This is a genomic window from Vibrio sp. 2130-1, assembly GCF_033339515.1.
Genome location: NZ_JAWOUT010000003.1, coordinates 287,172 through 307,484, shown reverse-complemented (window position 1 = coordinate 307,484; position 20,313 = coordinate 287,172). Strand labels below are relative to the sequence as shown.

Here is a 20,313-nt window from a genome sequence, read left to right as displayed (position 1 = left end):
CTCGTAATCGTGAGCAAACAAGGAGAGAAAATGCTATCCAACACCAATAGAACGGAAATTAAGAAAGGCGCACATAAAGCCGTCTCTGATGTTAGCAAACTGCACGCCATCATAGATGAAAGCCTAATCGCTCATATTGCGATAACCAACGAGTCAGGCCCTGTGGTCATCCCTATGCTGGCATGGCGTGTCGATGATTACGTGTATATCCATGGTGCCAACAACAGTCGACTGTTACGCTCACTCAAACAAGGAGTGCAAACGTGCTTAACCTTTACTTTGTTTGATGGTTGGGTATTGGCTCGAAGTGCGTTTCACCACAGTGCGCATTATCGCAGTGCTGTGGTCTTTGGCCAGTTTGAGGTGGTGGAAGATAACCAAGAGAAAGACAGGTTGCTGAATCACTTTATTGAACAGATCGCTCCGGGGAGAACAGAACAAGTCCGTTTGAGTAATGAAAAAGAACTCAAAGCCACCATGCTACTGCGTATCCCGCTCACGGAGGCATCAGTGAAAATCAGCAATTTTGGCGTCAACGACGATGCGGAAGACATGGACATCCCTGTTTGGGCAGGTGTCCTACCCTACCGAACCGTCGTAGGTCCACTGCAAGCTTGTGACGATTTGTATGAAGGTATCGCAGAGCCAGACTACCGCAGTGCCTACTCTAACCGTTGGCAGGAATAAGCACCGTAAAACGTGCGCCGCCTAAGTGACTCTCGCCGACAGAAAGCTCCCACCCCAGTTGCCGCGCAGCACTGGTAGCGATGGCAAGCCCTAAACCAAAGCCTTTCATGTCGGCGTTGCGGCTTTTGTCTAAGCGCGAAAATGGCATAAATACTTCTTCTCGCATCGCCTCAGGGATGCCCGGACCATCGTCCTCAATATCGATGCTCCAGCAATCCGCTACCGTTCGAATCGTCACCTCAACGCAGGACTCACCATAACGCTTGGCGTTTTGCAGTAAATTATCGAGGACGAGGTTACCCAAAGTAGGCTGAAAGTGAATCAATTGGTTCGCGAGTTTATTTTCTGCTCTCAACATGGCGGACTCTAAGCCTAGGTAATTCATGCGGCTTTTACACCAAAGTGGCAGTTCCATGGTTTCAACAGAATCGATCCATGAGTGGTTTTTCACACTCAAGCGAGACAGCATGACAATGTCGGACGTTAAATCCGTCACGACATCAACGTATCGTTCAATATCGTCATGTAACTCTGCCTGCATTTCACCACTCGTGCGTCGAGCTAAATCCGTCGCTAGCTGAATACGACTCAGCGGAGTGCGCACTTCATGAGGAATAGCTTGAGTAAAGATGTGTGTTTGGCGCACTCGTCTCTCAATCTCTTCAGACATGCAGTTGAAGCCTTGGGCGAGCTCTTTCACGGGTTGCGAAAATTGCTTTAGCTCGACTCGCGTATTCAACTCACCAGAACCAAATTGTTGTTGCGCAGCCGTTAGTTGCCGAATTTGGCGGTCAAGACGTCTTACAGGTATGTAAACCATAATGCCTAAACTGCATACAACAACCAAAAGTAGAGTAAGTATAAATACAATCTCAGAATCTTCATTCCAATCAACGTGTGGGCTAAAGAAATCCGTTTTTTCTTTGAAAACTAAACTCTTCGAAGTGTTAGGCAAAGGGAATACCGCAGCATAGGTACTGCCATCAATAAGATAAACAGGTATCCCTTGCATACGGTACAGCAGATTACAATCTCGACAAGGCGGTGATCCGTCCCAGTTTTCAACCAATGTTAAATCAAAGATAAAGAAATCTTGCTTGCCGTTTTCGGTTAACTTCTTGTAGAGAGAATCCGGAGTGCCTCGTTGCTCAATGTATTGATCGACAAAATAAGCACCGTCACTCAAAAAAACACCGACTTCTGTTTTGCGCATGTACTCTTCCCCCATAAAGAGAAACAAAGCAACAGTCAGCGCAAGGCCAGTTACTAACCCCACATATAGACGAGTAAACAGGGAAAACATGCGTCATTTACCTGTCAGCATGTAGCCGTGGTGACGTATGGTTTTAATGGTAGCCGTATGGATATGAGCCTTAGAGAATTTCTTCCTTAGTGAGGATATACGCATATCAATCGAACGATCAGTAATACAGTATTCAATGCCTCGGGCAAGACGGCAACATGATTCACGAGATACTGGCTTATCGACATTCAGCATCAGGAGCTCTAAAATTTCAAACTCAGAACTCGTTAAACCAATATCTTTTTGCAAATAAAATGCCTGGGAGCGACGAAGACAAAGACTAATGCCATATCGGCTCAGCTTTTCTTCTTCAACGATATCAACTTGACGACAATAGCGACGCAACGCTGCTTCAATACGGGCGAGAAGGATATTGCCTTTTATCGGTTTGGTAAGGTAATCATCAGCACCAAACTTAAATAAGCTCACCTCGCTCATTTCATCATCGGTCGCAGTCAAAACAATGATAATACCATGATAAAACTTACGCGCCTCTTGGCATATTTCTGCGCCATTTTTTCCTGGTAACATCAAATCTAACAGCACTAGGTCCGGCTTGAGCCCCTTAATCGTTTCTAATGCATTTTGACCGTTATCGATGACAGTTACCGTATATCCTTCGGCTTCGAGGTACATTTTGGTTAATCGAGCAATCTCTGAGTCGTCTTCTACCAGTAAGATTGTATTACCCACCATGAATCATTTACTCCACCAATATGATGGAGGGAGTATATCGCTCGTCCTATACTGCGCAACCTACTTAAATGATAATTTTAATAAAACGCAGGCTTACATACGCTTACAAACCATACATATACGATAATCCTAATCATTCTATACCCCTAAAGCCATGCAATAACCTGAGGTTTTATTCATTATCAGAATATAGCTTCACATAGAAAATAAAATTCGGAATAAAAATCCACTATATTTTTAAATATATCGAATAATAGGTCTTACCAAAAAATAATATCAACATATATGACTTAGTTTGCTTATATAGACAGGACTTTATGTTGCTTCTAAGTTTCCTGCTCTAATAAAGTCTACGAGTAACATGAAATGAGATATTCCAAATTAACACCTTTAGCCATATTTTGCGCGATAAGTCTAACTGCTTGTGGCGGCAGTGAATCTAATTCGAAACCATCGACAACGACACCTCCAACACCACCAATGCCAACATTGAGCACTGTCACAATCCCAACTGTCGTTTCTACAAAGTTTCCAGCCAAGTTAAAAGTGGCTGCTGATTCGGGCTTCACCCACTATGTGAAAATCTCCCTTTCCGAAGCAAACAACAACGATACATTTCACATTGTGGCTGTTGATGACGGTGCGAATAATGAAAAAATCTTTCGTGCAGCCAAAATCATCCAACACCTTCTCACAAACCAACCAGACTCTAAGTACGGTGCTGACAAGTCTCGTATCGCTAAGACATTAGCCGAGCGTGATGCCACACTAATGCTGACCGAAAACGACGAACAGAATGATGAGATGTTAACCAAAATCTTTATCAACGAACTGATTCGCCAAGACAAACTGAACGACGCAGTTACAAACTCGGGCTTAGCACACTCTTTTGATACGAGTTCTCTAGAAAAGTTTGTTGTAAGCATGATGGTACTTAACGAAGATGATATGGATACACTTGTCACATCTATCGCGTCAACATTAGTAACTAGTAAAGAAACACCAAACTGGCTAAGGAATAGCCAATCTTTAATGTATCGAGAACTGACAGTTGAAGGCGATTGCCATTACATGAGTAATTTTGCCGATTACTGCGCCAATCTTGGCAAAAAAGCCGAACGAGACGCCGCTTTTGAAGAAATTTTACACTTGGTCCAAGCGCAAGGTATTGCACCTAACACGGCGACTGCGGCACTGCAAAATGACATTCAAGCTCATGCGTTAAGCATCTATAACGATATTCAATCGGGCAAACCGACGGTGTGGCGCCCTACTCAGTATGACTGGGACGATTGGAAATCGGACGACTTCGATCCTGAAAGTGTTAAAAAAACGGGCCCTTCATATTCTCACGAATATTTTGCTGCCGCTTTTGAAGCTTACATGGGTGTAGCAAAAGCAAACGGACATGGTTTAGATGGCTACCAAGCGTTAACGCGTGAAGAAATGCAAACCCAAGATCCACAAGCCGTTGATTGGATCAGTGGCTTATTCCACGGATACTTGCAATATACCGCAAATATCGACTCTGCGGGCGTCAAGCTCTACACAGAAAAGACAAATCCAGGCACAGTACCTACCTTCCGTATGGCTCCCAACAAAGACGGTTTGATAGAAGCGTACACCTACAAATCTCAGTGGCTAACAAAAGTGAAGATCATTGGCGACGACGCGATGAATGTGATCGGTAATGATCAAAACAATACTTTTGAAGGCAACAGCAAAGACAACAGCATTTATGGTGAAGGCGGTATCAACACCTATATCGTGCCACACAAACTGGCGGAATGTACTGTTATCAAAGCAAAGAGTGTTTCTGTTGAGTGCCCGAGTACAGGCACTGACGAGTTGTACGACATTCAGAACATCCAATTCACCGACCAAACCCTAGATGTAACCAAGCTATAAACAATGAAAAACATGAAGAAACTTATTCTATTCGCTCCCTTGCTCCTTGTTGGTTGTGGTGGCCTAGCCGTCATGGATCGTACTGATGCCGTAAAAGCACAACCAGAAATGCTGATCAAAACCGACGGTGATTTTTGGGGATTCGGTGCAGATGGCCATTTTGATTTTGCTGGTAAGTACAAAGGCAAGTATTCACGCAGTGCTTCTAACTCAAGTTGGTTTAACCGTATCTCTTTCAAAGAAGGTTCAATGGGCGCAGAAGTGACTCGTATCGACAGCGGGGAAACTTGGCTTTTGAACTGCACTGGAGGCGGTATGTCGGTTAACTACATGGGCGTCGATTTTGGTGGGAATGATCCTTACACCTGTGACATTACTCAAGATGGTAAAAAAGTCGGTGAGTTTGCGATGGAGCCAAAATCGGCTCTCATCGACATCAGCTTTGAGAAAAAAGAGACAGGCGTAGTGCGTATTGGTAGCACCCACTTTAATGTAGAAACTGTACATACTAGTCCTGACGCCATGATGGCGGTAGACATTCCATTGGGTTATAGCTTTAAGGAGGGCACACAAGAAATTGCCGCAGTGCAGACGAACGGTACCATTGCGGTACAGATGCTCCCTGAACTTAGCGAACAAAAAAAGGATGTAATTGCCATCGGCGCTGTTGCAAGTGCACTAAGTTGGCGCCCTAAAAAATAGCCATTACATAAAACAACAACACGCAAAAAAACAAAGCCCTCTACTTTTTTGAGGGCTTTTATTGCTTGTACTCATAGAGATAAGTGGAGCACTACTTCTCTAATCTTCCCGTATACTGCTTGGGCGTTAATCCACGATGTTTCTTAAACATACGATTGAAGCTCGCCACATTGGTGTAACCAAGGCGCGTGGCAATGTCATCAATACTCACGCGCTTACTCAACAAACCAGCTGCAATATTACTCAATACATAGCCAGAAACCGTCGAAAAATTGAGCCCTAATTTATGCAAACGACGTTGAAACTGCTGTTCAGATAAATCAAGCAGAGAAGACACGCGCTCTAACGTTGGCAATCCATAATGGCTGCTGTAATTCACCACTTCATAAATCACTTTCAACTCGTCTTCTGGATCGGGCATATTAAGCAAATCATCCAAATCGGAAAAACTCATCGCTAGACGGTTGTCTTCTCGATGGCTCACTTGGCGGGAGGCTAATCGGTCATCTCCCGGGATCCATATCTCTGTTTTTGGCTGACTCCATTCCACCTCGCAGCCGAAATATTCCCGGTATCGCTTAGTATTTTTTCTCGAGCCTGAAACCTTGACACGTAAAGGCTGGTAATCTTTGCCAAGAAATTCGCGTAACACCTTAATCATAAATACCGCACAGCGGATACTATCGTGCACCTTTACTGACGTTTCTATAAACGGGTTGTGGTAAGTCCATTTGATGATTTTACCCGACTGTTCGCCAGCAAAAAACGCCCCTGATTGTAGGTTGCTCACACCATAATTCACTCGCCGAATGGTACTGGCTAAATCATTGCCGGAGAATAACCAGCGTCCCACTGGCCCTAGCTTTTGCAGTTCAATACCTCGGCTGAGACTCAACACCACATCCGGGTCACCACTGGCTTGTTCAACACAACGGTACCATTCCGCAACGGCTTTTAGCGGGATCAGTGTCATTGGGTTACGAAACACCGATGCTGGGATCCCTAACTCATCCGAGTCCAAATTGTATTTAGATAACGCGAGGTTATGCATGTTTAGAATGCCCATCGCGCGAATAAACCGAACCGTTTTCATAACCAATCACATCAAATTTAATCCTGTAGTGATTGAATCTGTCACAAAGAAAGCCGCAAATCAAATTCAGATCACAATACGCCAACAGTTTGATAGAGGAGTGTTTAATGAGTTTACTGAGTGTCCCGTTTGTCGGTACAGGCGCAGATACGGCGTTACATGTTGTCGCTGCTGTCGTTTTAATTGCGAGTGTCGCGGGCGCGTGTTACGGCTTTTGGAAAATCCATGAATTGCCTATCAATAAAGCACACAGCAAAGACCATCATCAGATAGGGCTCATCACTGCGCTGACCTGGATAGGGTTTGTCTGGCACTGGGTTTGGGTGCTAGCCGTGATCTTTGCATTCGTTGATATGGAAAAAGCCATCATCAATCTGCGTGATACATGGAAAAGTAAACCGCAAACAGAAACACAGCCAAAAGAGGAAGCATAATGTTAGAAGGTTTAGCGGTATGGGCACTCTTCATCTATCTGTTGCGTTTGGTTGGCATGCCTTGGAACAAAGCAACCAAATCGTTCGCTTATCTTGGCGGCTTGGGTTGGCTAATGTTCGTCTGGGTAGGTTTGATTAACTTCACCCCGATGGATTTATCCGGCGGTTCTGTCGTGCAGTCACCACACATCCAATTGCGTCCAGATTCAACCAATGTAAAAGGTAAAGTTGACCACATTTACATTGAGCCGAATCAGAAAGTTAAAGAAGGTCAGCTCATTTATGAACTTGACCCAACGCAATACAAAATCGCATTAAATCAAGCGAACGTATCCGCTGATTCTGCTCGCGTTGCATTAGCTACGGCAAAAGGCGACATCGAGATTGAAGAAGCTAACCACGAGGCGCTAGTGCAAGATCTAGAAACATCCAAGAGCCAGTTGGAAGCGGCGAAAGTTGACTACAAATTGCAGAAAAAAATGCTAGATCGTTATGTTGAGCAAAACCGAGTGGTGCACAACACCATCACGGAAAGCGATATCGACAAACAATCGAGTGCGGTTGATATGGCACGTCACAACGTGTTAACTCTTGAGTCTCAAATCAAGAAGAAACAAGTCGATATTTCCCGTGCAAAACTGGCGATTCATAAAGCGGAACTTGCAGTTGAAACTAAACAAGCCGAACTGCGCCAAGCTGAAGAGCAAATTGCAAAAGCGCAATGGGATTTGAATAGCACAAAAGTTCATGCCCCAACAGATGGCTTCGTCACCAACTTTATCCTGCGTGAAGGTCAGCGTGTATCGATGATGCCGCGTATCAACATGTACACTAACGAGAAGTACGTGCTGATGCGAGTCAACCACCAGGCGATTCGTAACATCAAACCGGGTCAGCCAGCGGAATTCTCTTCGTCCGTTTACCCAGGTAAGATCTTCTCAGCGACCGTCGAAGGCATTGTTGAAGCAACAGGTGAGTCACAAGGTAATCTACTGGGTTTCGATGATTCCGTACGTGTCACCACTGGAAAGAACTTACAGAACAAACACCACTTTGTTCGTCTTAAGATTGATGAGCCAGAAGGCTACGATATCCCAGTTGGCTCTGTTGGCCTGGCATGGGTCAGCGGTGAAAAACCGATAGGCTTCATGGCCTTCTTAGATGTGATTCGCGGGATCATCATCCGAATGAAGTCTCAACTGTACTTCTTCTACTCTATCTAAACTCGCAAACCGCCAGTTACGCTGGCGGTTTTCTTTTCATTTGTATCCAAACATATCCTTTTCCCGTATAACAATTAGTTAGTAAATAGCGGAGAAGATTCATGTCGGCAAAGGAAAGAAGCCTACCTACCCATCGCATCTCAAGATTCAGCAAGTTCGCTTCACTTGCTACCCGTGTCGCAGGCAATGTGATTACAGAAGGCACGAAGCAGATAGCCAAAGGCAACAAACCAAAAGCGAAAGACCTCTTGCTGACGCCACAGAACATCGCGCGTTTAACTGACCAACTTGCTCACCTACGTGGCGCTGCAATGAAGCTTGGTCAAATGCTGTCAATGGATGCTGGTGATGTTTTAGAACCTGAACTTGCCGATATTCTTTCCCGTCTTCGTTCCAACGCAGACCCAATGCCTGCAAAACAACTCAACGCAGTAATGGAAAGTTCGCTAGGAACGAATTGGAAAGCTGAGTTTCTGTCATTTAACTTCAAACCAATCGCCAGTGCATCAATAGGACAAGTGCACCAAGCTTACAGCGATGCGGGAGATAACCTAGCCGTCAAAGTGCAATATCCGGGCATACGGAAAAGTATCGATAGCGACGTCGATAATGTCGGTACACTGCTCAAGGTCGTTGGGTTGATTCCCGAGTCTGTCGACTACAAAGGATTGCTCGAAGAAGCGAAAAAGCAGCTACATGACGAGGCCGATTACGCACGAGAGGCACAATTTGCCATTCGTTATCATGACGCTTTGAAGGAGCACCCTCATTTTGTCGTACCGAAGATTCATACTGAAAGTTGCTCAGACTCCGTTCTCGCGATGGAATTCATTGATGGTAGCCCGATTGAGCAAATCGAACATTATGATCAGAGTACACGGGATTTTGTCATGCACAGCCTACTCGAATTACTGTTTCGAGAGCTGTTCGAATTTAAGATGGTACAAACCGACCCAAACTTCGCCAACTACTTATATATCGAAAACACTCGTCAAATCGGCTTGCTAGATTTCGGGGCGACCCGCGAATACAGCGAACGGTTCAGTACCGGCTATCGCCAAGCTTTTGCGTCTGTCGTGAATAATGACGAACAAGGCTTAAATGATGCGCTTGAACAAATAGGCTTCTTCAGCCAAACCATCCTTCCAGACCAGCGCCAAGCGATTCTCGATCTAGTGAAAATGGCATGTGAACCGATGTTAGTTGATGAGCCTTATGACTTTAAAGCCAGTGGCTTAGCACAAAAGCTTCGCGAAGCTGGCACTATTTTAAGCATGGAACAAGAATACTGGCATACTCCACCAGCAGATGCCCTATTTTTGCACAGAAAAATAGGCGGAATGTACTTGCTGGCAGCCCGTATTGGCGCAAAAGTGAACATTCGCCAATTGGTACAGCCATATCTCACCATCAACAGCAAATAGCCTATTGTTTTTCTGTTACTTTCAAGTACCTTGAGCAAGGTTAAGATGCATAGTTGTGCATCTCAATAACATGCCATACTTCCATAAAACGAATTAACTATCGGGGTACTCGGTGAGCAAGTTTCAAGATCTCTCCACTCTAATCCAGCAAATTGGCCAAGCCGAAGAAGCGGATCAAGTCGCAACGCTCAATGAATCTATTGAAGCGGGCCTCGAGCCCGGCGCGGTTGCCCTGATTCTAGAAGCATTTCCAATCGACGATCGTGTTCGCTTATGGCGAGCTTTACCACTAGAGCTACATATCGACGTGTTAACGGAAATGCGTGCGGACGTACGTTTCTCTATCATCAATGCGTTATCTGAAGTCGAGCTAAAGCTCACTCTCGCTAAACTCGACAACTTGTCGCTCATCGAATGGGCCGATTCGTTGCCAGAGTCGATCATCAACGAAGCGCTCTCGTTGATAGAAAAAGATGAGTTGGAACTTTACGATCAAGCAAACGAGTATGCTGATGAAGAACTCGGCCACTGGGCTGAACGTAAGATCATCACCCTGCCCTTCAACATTACGATTGGGACAGCTAAGCAGTTAATGGAGCGCTATAGCTACGACACGCCTCAACAGGTGTATCTGATTAATCGTAATAAACAGTATCGTGGAACGGTCAACTACTTCGATATCTTACGTGGTGACCCCGATACTCGCTTAAAAACACTCGTTATTGAGGCTGTGACGGTTCTAGACAGTAAAATGATGCTTCCTGAAGCGGTAGAGGCATTAGAACACAGCACACTGCCCGCTCTCCCTGTAACTGATGCAGACCAAACACTGATCGGTGAAGTCGATTGGCAGTTTGCATTGAGTACACAGCGTGAAATCTACGAAGCACGTTTGATGGCCGGTACAGGTATGGATGAAGGCGATGACTTGTTTGCGCCAGTATTAAAAAGCTCGCAAAAGCGCGGTGTTTGGTTAGGCATCAATTTGCTTACTGCGATTTTGGCGTCTGTCACTATCGGACTATTTGAAGATGTAATTGCGCAGGTGGTGGCTTTGGCGGTGCTCATGCCAATTGTTGCATCCATGGGGGGCATTGCTGGCAGCCAAACGCTCACTCTAATGATTCGTGCGATGGCGCTTAATCAGATCACCCCAGGTAACCGTTTCAAGCTATTGAAAAATGAGTTGGGTATTGGCTCTCTGAACGGCATTGCTTGGGCGTTAATCATCGGCGGGCTCGCCGGATTGTGGTTTCAATCTCCGGTTCTAGGTGGGACCATCGCGCTGGCCATTATCGTCAATATTATTACCGCAGCTTTATTTGGTGTGCTGATTCCCATCATTCTGGATAAGTTTAAATTGGACCCCGCTTTGGCTGGCTCGGTGATTCTAACAACAGTGACAGATGTAGTTGGTTTTTTCGCCTTTTTAGGAACGGCGAGTTTAGTCATGCTTTAAAAGGTTCATTGTTTATTAATCAATCATTAGCATAATAGAGTCAAATTGCATAACGCAGTTGCAAATTGCAAACACACTCAAACTTTAAGCAACGCATGTCACAGAAACTACATATTTTAGGGCATATTAAAGTTGGCACAGTAACTGCATTATATAAATCGACCCTTCTTAAGCCGAGGGTCACCTAGCCAACTGACGTTGTTAGTGAACTTGATTTTGTTCACATGTATATAAGCCAATCGCACTCTTTGCGGTTGGCTATTTTTTTATGTGGCTATTGCCCTCTTATCCTCTGACCGAGCTCGGTTGTACTTTTCTTACCCACAACAGATTGTTTACTGTTTATAAAATTCAAATATTCGCCCACTAAACCATTAGAAATGCCAGCTTCAACAAAAATAAATCACCTACATAAAATAAAACCAAGAAAACACACCCAAGAAAAGAACAAATAACGTCCAAACCAAAAACCTCATCATGAAATCGTTTTCTTTTCATAGAAATCGACTGAACAATCCAGAGTTATAGATAAATTTAATCCATAAAAACAAATAGCAATTCAAAACATTCATTTCACATAGAAAACCTGTCTATAAATCATAGAAAATACGTAAAATCAAAATTTCCACCTTTAGAATTTAAAAATCAAACCATTGTTATTAAAAGAAAAAATAAACATCAAAAACAAAGCAAACGTTTAAATTGCAATTTTATCATTGACTATTAAATTTACATCACGATAATACGCGCCGTTTGCCTGAAAATCAGGTGCTATAATTTAATATTTCAATGTGCGGAGGTAATAATGGCTGGAGACAATAACTACAGTCTTGGACCAGTTCCTAACACGGCCAGAAAAGGCGTGGCGTCACTTACAATGGTGATGTTAGGACTCACTTTTTTCTCCGCAAGTATGTGGACTGGGGGTTCTCTCGGTACTGGGCTCTCCTTTAATGATTTTTTCCTCGCTGTTCTCATCGGTAACCTAATCCTCGGTATTTACACTTCTTTCCTCGGTTACATCGGCGCTTCTACTGGTCTCTCTACTCACCTTCTTGCTCGTTTCTCTTTTGGTTCTAAAGGCTCTTGGCTTCCTTCTGCTCTTCTTGGCGGTACTCAAGTTGGGTGGTTTGGAGTTGGTGTCGCGATGTTTGCGATTCCGGTGCACAAAGCAACGGGCATCGATACCAATACTTTGATCCTCGTCTCCGGTTTGCTCATGACCGCGACCGTTTACTTTGGCATCTCCGCACTGATGGTGTTGTCAGCAATTGCCGTTCCTGCCATTGCGCTACTTGGCGGCTACTCTGTCATCGAGGCAGTAAATAGTGTTGGCGGTATAAGCGAACTACAACAGGTTCAACCAACCGAGCCACTCGATTTTTCAATAGCTCTCGCGATGGTTGTCGGCTCTTTTGTCAGTGCTGGTACATTAACGGCGGATTTCGTACGCTTTGGTAGAAAGCCGCGCAGCGCCGTGATGATCACCATGGTGGCGTTTTTCATCGGTAACTCGTTAATGTTTATCTTTGGCGCGGCAGGTGCGTCGGTGACGGGTCAATCAGACATTTCTGAAGTGATGATCGCGCAAGGTCTTCTTATTCCAGCTATCATCGTTCTTGGCTTGAACATCTGGACGACCAACGACAACGCGCTCTACGCATCGGGTCTTGGATTTTCCAACATCACAGGCTTACCAAGTAAATATATCTCAATGGCGAACGGTCTTGTTGGCACACTTTGCGCTCTCTGGCTCTACAATAACTTTGTTGGCTGGCTGACCTTCTTATCTTTGGCAATTCCACCGATTGGCGGCGTGATCATCGCTGACTTCTTCACGAACCGTAAACGCTACGCAAACTTTGAAGCCACCCAGTTCCAAAGCGTAAACTGGGCTGGCATTATCGCTGTAGCGATTGGCGTTGGTGCAGGACACTTCCTTCCTGGCGTAGTGCCGATTAACGCTGTACTTGGCGGTGCAATTAGCTTCCTGATTCTTAATCCTATTCTCAACAAAAAAGCACTGGCAACACAGCCAGCGTAAGGAACCATCATGACAACACTACTGATCAAAAACGTAACGCTAAAAGGACAAGAAGGTCTGCAGCAAATTTTGATTGAAGATGGTCAATTCAAGCGCATTGAAAGCAACGATGTGGAGCTTAGTCATAACGGTGACATCATCGATGCTGAAGGCGGTATGGCGGTTGCGCCTTTCTGCGAGCCACACATTCACTTAGATACAACTCAAACCGCAGGTGAGCCAAGCTGGAACATCTCTGGCACATTGTTTGAGGGTATTGAACGTTGGGCTGAGCGCAAAGAAATGCTGTCGATTGAAGACGTGAAAGCGCGCGCAAAACAAACCTTAAAATGGCAGATAGCAAACGGCGTACAACACGTTCGTACCCACGTCGATGTTTCAGACCCTACCCTAATTGCCCTAAAAGCGATGGTAGAAGTGCGTGAAGAGATGAAAGAATGGGTAGATATCCAAATCGTCGCCTTCCCGCAGGAAGGAATTCTCTCTTACCCAAATGGCAAAGAGCTGCTAGAAGAAGCCGTCAAATTAGGTGCGGACGTGATTGGCGCGATTCCACACTTTGAATTCACACGCGAATATGGCATTGAATCGCTGCACTACGTATTCGAGTTAGCGCAAAAATACGACCGCCTGATCGACGTGCATTGTGATGAAATCGATGACGAGCAATCTCGCTTCGTTGAAACACTGGCAGCATTAGCGCACAAGTTTGATATGGGGAATAAAGTCACGGCCAGTCACACCACAGCGATGGGTTCCTACAACGGTGCATACGCATCTCGCCTGTTCCGTTTATTACGCATGTCCGGTATCAACTTCGTGGCAAATCCATTGGTGAACATTCACTTACAAGGCCGTTTTGATGATTACCCAAAACGTCGCGGCGTAACACGAGTGAAAGAGATGCTGAATGCCAACATCAACGTCTGCTTTGGACACGATGATGTATTTGACCCTTGGTACCCACTAGGCACTGCAAACATGCTGCAAGTGCTGCATATGGGTCTGCACGTGTGTCAGGTGATGGGTTACGACCAAATCAACAACTCACTGGATCTGATCAGCACCAATTCAGCACGTACACTGAACATTCAAGACAAGCACGGCATTGAAGAAGGCAAACCAGGTAGTTTACTGATTCTTCCCGCAGAAAATGGTTTTGACGCAGTACGTCGCCAAGTGCCGGTTCGCTACTCTGTTCGTCACGGTAAAGTGATTGCAGAAACACAGCCTGCGACGACTCATATTCATCTTGAACAAGCAGAGCAAGTAACGTTCAAACGCTAAAAAGATCGGCGAAACGAGCAAGGCCTGACGACATCGTCAGGCCTTTTTTCTACTGGTAAACATCACTGCTCGCTCTGTCTATTCTTGTCTCATAAACCGCTGAACACATTGAAAGGCCATATAAAACGGCTCAGTACCAAACGTTGCACAAGGTTCTGGTGGCTGAATCTCAATTACACCATCGCACTTGGAAATTATTCTAAGCGTTGGGCATACTTCTGACTTCATTTTAGTTGTAGATATGAACCATGACGTCATTAAGCCAGATAGAACCGCAATTTTTGGAATTTATGCAGCAAGAGATGCAAGTAGATGCAGCTCATGATCTTAAACACGTAAAACGCGTGGTCAAAACAGCGAAACAGCTCTGCAAAGAAGAAAATGCAGACATCGCGATTGTATTACCGGCTGCCTATTTGCATGATTGCTTTACTTACCCGAAAGATCACCCAAATCGCAAAGAGAGCTCAATCATCGCAGCCAAAAAAGCGGTCGCATTTTTAGAGAGTATCGATTATCCGCAGCAATATCATGATGCCATTGCTCATGCGATAGAGGCACACAGCTTTAGCGCCAACATCAGGCCAAATACGTTAGAAGCCAAAATCGTCCAAGATGCCGACCGTCTGGACGCTTTAGGCGCAATTGGCGTGACGCGATGCATTCAAGTCAGCACTCAATTTAACGCGCAACTTTACAACGACAGCGATATATTTGCCGAAGAACGTGAACTTAACGATAAACAATTCACTCTGGATCACTTTCAAACCAAGTTATTCAAAATCGCTGAAACCATGAACACGGAGTCAGCGAGACGCGAAGCGCAAAAACGCAAAACCTTTATGCAAACGTACCTAGAGCAGTTACACGACGAGGTAACAGCGTAAATGTCAGAAAGCTATACGTTAATTAAAGAGCTTAAACGCCAACTAAAGTTAGCTGGGCTGCATTATGCGGATGTTGCACAACACCTTAATTTAAGTGAAGGAAGCGTCAAACGTTTACTCGCTGAAGGTCAGCACATTAGCCTTGAGCGCTTAGAACGAATTTGCCAATTGATTGATTTAGAAATGGCGGAACTATTTAAGCTCGCGGCTGCGCACAATAAAGGTCTAGAGTCGCTAACGTTAGAGCAAGAAAAGCAGCTGGTTGACGATAAAGCCCTGCTGCTCGTGGCGATCTGTGTTGTAAATGGCTATCAGTTTGAACAAATCGTTCAGCAATATACCTTCAATGAGTTGGAACTGGTGCAAAAGCTTGCTCATTTGGATCGGCTGAACATCATCGACTTGCAGCCAAATAACAAAATTCGTTTGCGTATATCTCCGACATTTAAGTGGCAGATGGGCGGCCCTATTCAACGGTTCTTCCAACAGCAAGTTCAAGACGCCTTTTTCCAAAGCTACTTTTCTGGTGAAGATGAAAAGTTCTCCATGGCAACAGGATTGATGAGTGTACCAACCAACAAGAAGCTACAACAGAAACTGCAAAAGGTCATCGATGAGTTTTATCAGGCTTGCCAAAGTGATAGCTCTCTCGATATGGACGAAAAACACGGCACCTCTCTGATTATTGCGATGCGTCGCTGGACGTTCCCTTTGTTTGAACCATGGGAAAGAAAACTCCCCAATAAGTCTCGCAATTAGTAACTCAATAAATAAATGGAAATAAAAGTAACGAATTTCGTTACTTTTGGTGGCGTACAACGTCACTTGAAAGAGAAAGCTGGTTTAATCGTTCATTGAGCATAAAGTGCTCCCATCTCATTCGACTTTGTTTAATCGGGGCCCGTATGTTTTTCTCAAAACGCTTTTTTCCTTACTTTGTGACGCAATGCCTTGGCGCACTCAATGACAACATCTACAAAAACGTTCTGTTATTGATGGTGACATACAGCCAAATTGATAACCTACCAATATCCGTCAATCTATTCGTTAATTTGGCGGCAGGCTTATTCATCCTACCTTTCTTTCTATTCTCAGCGCATGCTGGTGCCGTCGCTGACAGCATGGACAAAGCCAAATTAATCCGACGTCTAAAGCTCATCGAACTAGCTATCATGTCTTGCGCAGCAACCGCTATTGCCACCCAAAGTGCCATGCTGATGCTGGTATTGCTGTTTATGACAGGCACTCAATCGGCCTATTTTGGTCCCGTGAAATACGCCTTGTTACCACAAGCGCTCAAACCAAATGAGCTTGTTAAAGGAAATGCTTGGGTTGAAATGGGCACGTTTCTTTCGATTCTTATAGGTACGCTTAGCGCAGGCCTGCTGCTAGCCATTCCTAATGGTACCTTGATTGCTTCTTGTACCGTGATTGCCTTGTCTTTGCTTGGGTTCATGAGCAGCGTGAATATTCCAACGATGCCTAGCCAATCGAATGACAAAGCGAAATTTGAACCGATTTCTGGTTTAAAGAACACGTTAAAAGTGGCAAAAAAACAGAGAGGCATCTGGATGTCTATTCTTGCCATCAGTTGGTTCTGGTTCATGGGTGCGACTTACCTAACTCAATTCCCTAACTTCGCACGCGAACATTTGTTCGCAGATAGCACTGTCGTTTCTTTACTGTTGGCATTGTTTTCGATTGGTATCGCGACAGGCTCTTGGTTGTGTGAAAAACTTTCTTTCAACCACGTTGAGCTTGGTATTTTGCCATTCGGTATCCTTGGTCTGACAGTCTTTGGCGTCGACTTGCTATGGGCAGTCCCAAGTTATCCATCACTTCCGGTGCACTTTTATGATGTGCAAAGCTTCGTTGCTGAATCAAAACATCTGCGCGTCATGATTGACCTGTTCCTTGTTGGTGTAAGCGGCGGTGTCTTTATTGTTCCTCTTTATGCGTTCATCCAATCGCGTTCAAACAAAGGGGAGTGTGCACGTGCCATTGCTGCTAACAACATCATGAATGCGTTGTTTATGGTGGTGTCTGCTTTGGTTTCGATCGTTGTACTCAGCGTACTAGAGCTTTCTATTGTGGAACTGTTTGCCATGATGGCAATAGGTAACTTTTTCGTGGCGATCTATGTATATCGCCAAGTACCGGAATTTACACAACGCTTTATCAGTTATTTACTCAGCCATTGTATGTATCGTGTGTCCGTAAAGGGGCGCCAACATATTCCTGAACAAGGTGCTGCGTTAATCGTGGCTAACCATGTTAGCTATGTCGATGCATTGATTTTGATGGGAACCTCTACTCGCCCGGTTCGTTTTGTGATGGACAAGTCCATCAGCGAGCTACCTGTTCTTAAATATGTATTCCGTCATGCCGGTGTTATCCCGATCTGTTCTCCACGTAAGTGTGCCGACACTTACCGACGAGCATTTGAACAGATTGAACAAGCACTTAACGACGATGAGGTTGTCTGTATCTTCCCTGAGGGTCGTTTAACGTCTAACGGTCAATTGGGTGAGTTTCGCCCTGGTGTAGAAAAAATCCTTGAACGTAACCCTGTTCCTGTCATCCCTATGGCGTTAAAAGGGCTTTGGGGTTCTTTTTTCAGCCACAAAGGCGGACATGCTCTCACAAAACGACCGACTCGTTTTTGGTCAAAAGTGGATGTTGTTATCGGTGAAGTGTTAAGTCCTGCGTCTTTAAATCGTCATCAATTGCAACAACAAGTACAGGATTTACTGGGCTGAGTCGCTTGCTACAGCAGTCAAACTTTGCAGCAAAACGTAAATATGCACCACAAAGCACAAGTAGTTTCTTGTCAATTAGAGTAGGATATCTACGACGTCATAAATCTAGGAGGTATTATGAAAATCATCATCTTACATGGTCTTTATATGCATGGGCTGGTCATGCAGCCTCTTAGCCAAAAGCTGAGAAAACTCGGATACGAAACGCAAGTACTCAGCTATAACACTGTTGCTATCGATGAGTCTTCACTGTTTGATTCTATTGATCATTCGCTTAATCCACTGACCACAAACGTGCTCGTGGGACACAGCTTGGGAGGCTTGATGATTAAGCGCTATCTCGCCAACAGAAAACCGAGCACTAACTTAATCTCTCATGTTGTCGCTATCGGTTCGCCTCTTAAAGGCGCGTCCATTGTAGGTCGAATTCAAGATCTCGGATTGGGTGCAATTTTAGGCAATTCGCCACACCACGGATTAAACAAACATGATGACGCCTGGGATTTCCCTCAAAAACTCGGCAGTATCGCAGGAACGATGCCGATTGGCGCTCGCCCATTGTTGATCCGTAATGACAACACCATGTCGGACGGTACCGTTACCGTAGAAGAGACAAGACTGGACGGTATGCAAGATCATATCGAAGTGAAGCAAACGCATACGAGCCTGATTTACAACACCTTCGTGCCGCAGCAGATTGATCACTTTATTCGCACAGATTATTTCCGTCGATAGCACACTTTTCCATCATACAGATGGAATCGACTTTCCAAGCTATTCAGTTCGCAGTACTATCCTAGCTCCACTTCTTCACAACTTGGATGAAGTGGTACATTTTTAATTGTTCTCAGGGCGGGGCGAAATTCCCCACCGGCGGTATACTTTTTCAAGTGAGCCCGCGAGCGCTCGATTCGTCGAGGTCAGCAGATCTGGTGAGATGCCAGAGCCGACGGTTATAGTCCGGATGAAAGAGAATAAGAATACACCAGCATAGCGAGTCAGATCGCTAAGAATGCTGGTGCACTTCTTTTTGATCGTATTTTACGGCGATCTCTCATACCGCCCTGATTCTGGTGAAATTTAGGAGTTAACCATGAATCAGTCATCACTACTTGCCGAATTCGGCGACCCAATTACTCGCGTTGAAAACGCACTTATCGCTTTAAAAGAAGGCCGTGGCGTACTGCTTCTTGATGATGAAGATCGCGAAAACGAAGGCGATATCATTTATTCAGTCGAGCACCTCACTAACGAGCAAATGGCATTGATGATCCGCGAATGTAGCGGCATCGTTTGTTTGTGCTTAACAGATGCTCAAGCAGACAAACTGGAACTGCCTCCAATGGTGGTAAACAACAACAGCGCAAACCAAACCGCATTTACGGTTTCTATTGAAGCGAAAGTTGGTGTAACAACGGGTGTTTCAGCAGCAGACCGCGTAACGACCATTAAAACGGCGGCAAACCCGCACGCAAAACCGGAAGATCTTGCTCGCCCGGGTCACGTATTCCCTCTGCGCGCACGTCCAGGTGGTGTAATGACTCGCCGTGGTCACACAGAAGGTACGATTGATCTGATGCAAATGGCAGGGCTTCAACCCGCTGGCGTACTGTGTGAAGTGACCAATCCAGATGGCACGATGGCAAAGGCACCGGAGATCGTAGCATTCGGTCGCCTGCACAACATGCCGGTACTGACGATTGAAGATATGGTAATGTACCTGAACCAGTTCGAGTTGAAACTGGCATAGTCAGATCTCAGCTCTTGAAAAAGCCGCGCATTTGTGCGGCTTTTTTGATCGATCCTCTTTGCACTTAAGTAGTTATACTTATTGAAAACAAGGGGAACAACACCATGAAAGGATTACTGAACTTCGCCGCTCTCGTTAGCTTTCTCTCCATGAATTCGCTTGCTCTTGCATCTGAGTGCGCTGATATTCTTCAAGGTAAGCAAAGGTTGTTAAACTCAACGGAAGAAGTCGATCTATGCGAAAGCTTTAAGGGAAAGACACTACTAATCGTCAATACAGCAAGCCAGTGCGGCTTCACTCCTCAGTTCGAACAGTTAGAAACCCTCTATCAAACTTACAAAGACCAAAACTTCACCGTTATCGGTTTCCCGAGCAATGACTTTCGACAAGATAGAGGAAGCGAAACAAACACAGCGAAAGTCTGTTATCTCGATTACGGGGTAACCTTTCCAATGATGGCTCGCTCTTCAGTATTAGGTGTAGATGCGAACCCAGTCTTCAACCAGATTACTAACCAAGCAGGCATAAAACCAAAATGGAACTTCTACAAGTTTCTAATTAGCTCTGAAGGTAAAGTTATTGCTACTTTTCCAAGCTCCACATCACCGACAAGTACTACGCTTACCAATATGATAGAGCAACAATTATAAGGTGACG

Annotated in this window: 18 protein-coding genes and 1 riboswitch; of the genes, 15 read left to right on the top strand and 3 right to left on the bottom strand. The window is 44.9% G+C overall.

Annotation, left to right across the window (positions count from 1 at the left end; genetic code table 11):
* Nucleotides 1-30 precede the first annotated feature (30 nt).
* Nucleotides 31-687 carry a pyridoxamine 5'-phosphate oxidase family protein gene (locus R7Q09_RS06185; protein ID WP_005385609.1) on the top strand — a complete coding sequence of 219 codons (657 nt, stop codon included), beginning with the start codon at nucleotides 31-33 and terminating at the stop codon, nucleotides 685-687.
* Here the strand turns inward: R7Q09_RS06185 and R7Q09_RS06180 are convergent.
* On the bottom strand, nucleotides 668-1,990 hold the full coding sequence (locus R7Q09_RS06180; protein WP_005373622.1) for an ATP-binding protein: 1,323 nt from the start codon (nucleotides 1,988-1,990) through the stop codon (nucleotides 668-670). The two genes, R7Q09_RS06185 and R7Q09_RS06180, sit on opposite strands and share 20 nt — an antisense overlap.
* 3 nt (nucleotides 1,991-1,993) lie before the next feature.
* A complete protein-coding gene (locus R7Q09_RS06175) occupies nucleotides 1,994-2,686 on the bottom strand; it encodes a response regulator transcription factor (protein ID WP_005373624.1) in 693 nt (230 codons plus the stop codon).
* 366 nt (nucleotides 2,687-3,052) lie between these two features.
* Between R7Q09_RS06175 and R7Q09_RS06170 the strand changes: the two genes are divergently transcribed.
* Together R7Q09_RS06170 and R7Q09_RS06165 are read left to right on the top strand one after the other, a co-directional pair.
* Entirely contained in the window at nucleotides 3,053-4,594 is a 1,542-nt protein-coding gene (locus tag R7Q09_RS06170) for a hypothetical protein (protein WP_318070611.1), read from the top strand.
* Between the two features lie 12 nt (nucleotides 4,595-4,606).
* Nucleotides 4,607-5,296, top strand: coding sequence for a hypothetical protein (locus R7Q09_RS06165; protein ID WP_080276951.1), 690 nt, complete (start codon nucleotides 4,607-4,609; stop codon nucleotides 5,294-5,296).
* Nucleotides 5,297-5,387: 91 nt separating this feature from the next.
* On the opposite strand, the gene R7Q09_RS06160 is transcribed toward R7Q09_RS06165, so the two are convergent.
* Entirely contained in the window at nucleotides 5,388-6,389 is a 1,002-nt protein-coding gene (locus tag R7Q09_RS06160) for an AraC family transcriptional regulator (RefSeq protein WP_085569155.1), read from the bottom strand.
* 107 nt (nucleotides 6,390-6,496) lie between these two features.
* Here R7Q09_RS06160 and R7Q09_RS06155 point away from each other — a divergent pair, with 107 nt between their 5' ends.
* From R7Q09_RS06155 to R7Q09_RS06100, 12 genes are all read left to right on the top strand, one after another.
* Nucleotides 6,497-6,823 (top strand): MFS transporter, encoded by a 327-nt coding sequence (locus R7Q09_RS06155; RefSeq protein WP_017635162.1) that lies wholly within the window; start codon nucleotides 6,497-6,499, stop codon nucleotides 6,821-6,823.
* A complete protein-coding gene (locus tag R7Q09_RS06150; protein ID WP_005373637.1) occupies nucleotides 6,823-8,046 on the top strand; it encodes an HlyD family secretion protein in 1,224 nt (407 codons plus the stop codon). The genes R7Q09_RS06155 and R7Q09_RS06150 overlap by 1 nt, the downstream gene beginning before the upstream one ends.
* A gap of 101 nt (nucleotides 8,047-8,147) precedes the next feature.
* Nucleotides 8,148-9,470, top strand: coding sequence for an ABC1 kinase family protein (locus R7Q09_RS06145; protein WP_005373639.1), 1,323 nt, complete (start codon nucleotides 8,148-8,150; stop codon nucleotides 9,468-9,470).
* Nucleotides 9,471-9,582: 112 nt separating this feature from the next.
* On the top strand, nucleotides 9,583-10,929 hold the full coding sequence (locus R7Q09_RS06140; protein ID WP_005373641.1) for a magnesium transporter: 1,347 nt from the start codon (nucleotides 9,583-9,585) through the stop codon (nucleotides 10,927-10,929).
* Between the two features lie 805 nt (nucleotides 10,930-11,734).
* On the top strand, nucleotides 11,735-12,973 hold the full coding sequence (gene codB, locus R7Q09_RS06135) for a cytosine permease (RefSeq protein ID WP_213911869.1): 1,239 nt from the start codon (nucleotides 11,735-11,737) through the stop codon (nucleotides 12,971-12,973).
* A 9-nt stretch (nucleotides 12,974-12,982) separates the two neighbouring features.
* On the top strand, nucleotides 12,983-14,260 hold the full coding sequence (locus R7Q09_RS06130) for a cytosine deaminase (RefSeq protein WP_025767946.1): 1,278 nt from the start codon (nucleotides 12,983-12,985) through the stop codon (nucleotides 14,258-14,260).
* Nucleotides 14,261-14,508: 248 nt separating this feature from the next.
* Entirely contained in the window at nucleotides 14,509-15,147 is a 639-nt protein-coding gene (locus R7Q09_RS06125) for an HD domain-containing protein (RefSeq protein ID WP_017819864.1), read from the top strand.
* Entirely contained in the window at nucleotides 15,148-15,906 is a 759-nt protein-coding gene (locus R7Q09_RS06120) for a helix-turn-helix domain-containing protein (protein WP_262601920.1), read from the top strand.
* Nucleotides 15,907-16,052: 146 nt separating this feature from the next.
* Nucleotides 16,053-17,906, top strand: coding sequence for an MFS transporter (locus tag R7Q09_RS06115; RefSeq protein WP_222712050.1), 1,854 nt, complete (start codon nucleotides 16,053-16,055; stop codon nucleotides 17,904-17,906).
* A 117-nt stretch (nucleotides 17,907-18,023) separates the two neighbouring features.
* Nucleotides 18,024-18,641 carry a hypothetical protein gene (locus R7Q09_RS06110; RefSeq protein ID WP_005373653.1) on the top strand — a complete coding sequence of 206 codons (618 nt, stop codon included), beginning with the start codon at nucleotides 18,024-18,026 and terminating at the stop codon, nucleotides 18,639-18,641.
* Nucleotides 18,642-18,745: 104 nt separating this feature from the next.
* Nucleotides 18,746-18,886, top strand: a riboswitch (FMN riboswitch).
* Between the two features lie 113 nt (nucleotides 18,887-18,999).
* The gene (gene ribB / locus R7Q09_RS06105) at nucleotides 19,000-19,656 is read left to right on the top strand and encodes a 3,4-dihydroxy-2-butanone-4-phosphate synthase (RefSeq protein ID WP_005373655.1); all 657 of its coding nucleotides are present in this window, start codon (nucleotides 19,000-19,002) and stop codon (nucleotides 19,654-19,656) included.
* A gap of 104 nt (nucleotides 19,657-19,760) precedes the next feature.
* Entirely contained in the window at nucleotides 19,761-20,306 is a 546-nt protein-coding gene (locus tag R7Q09_RS06100) for a glutathione peroxidase (RefSeq protein ID WP_318070610.1), read from the top strand.
* Nucleotides 20,307-20,313: the final 7 nt, after the last annotated feature.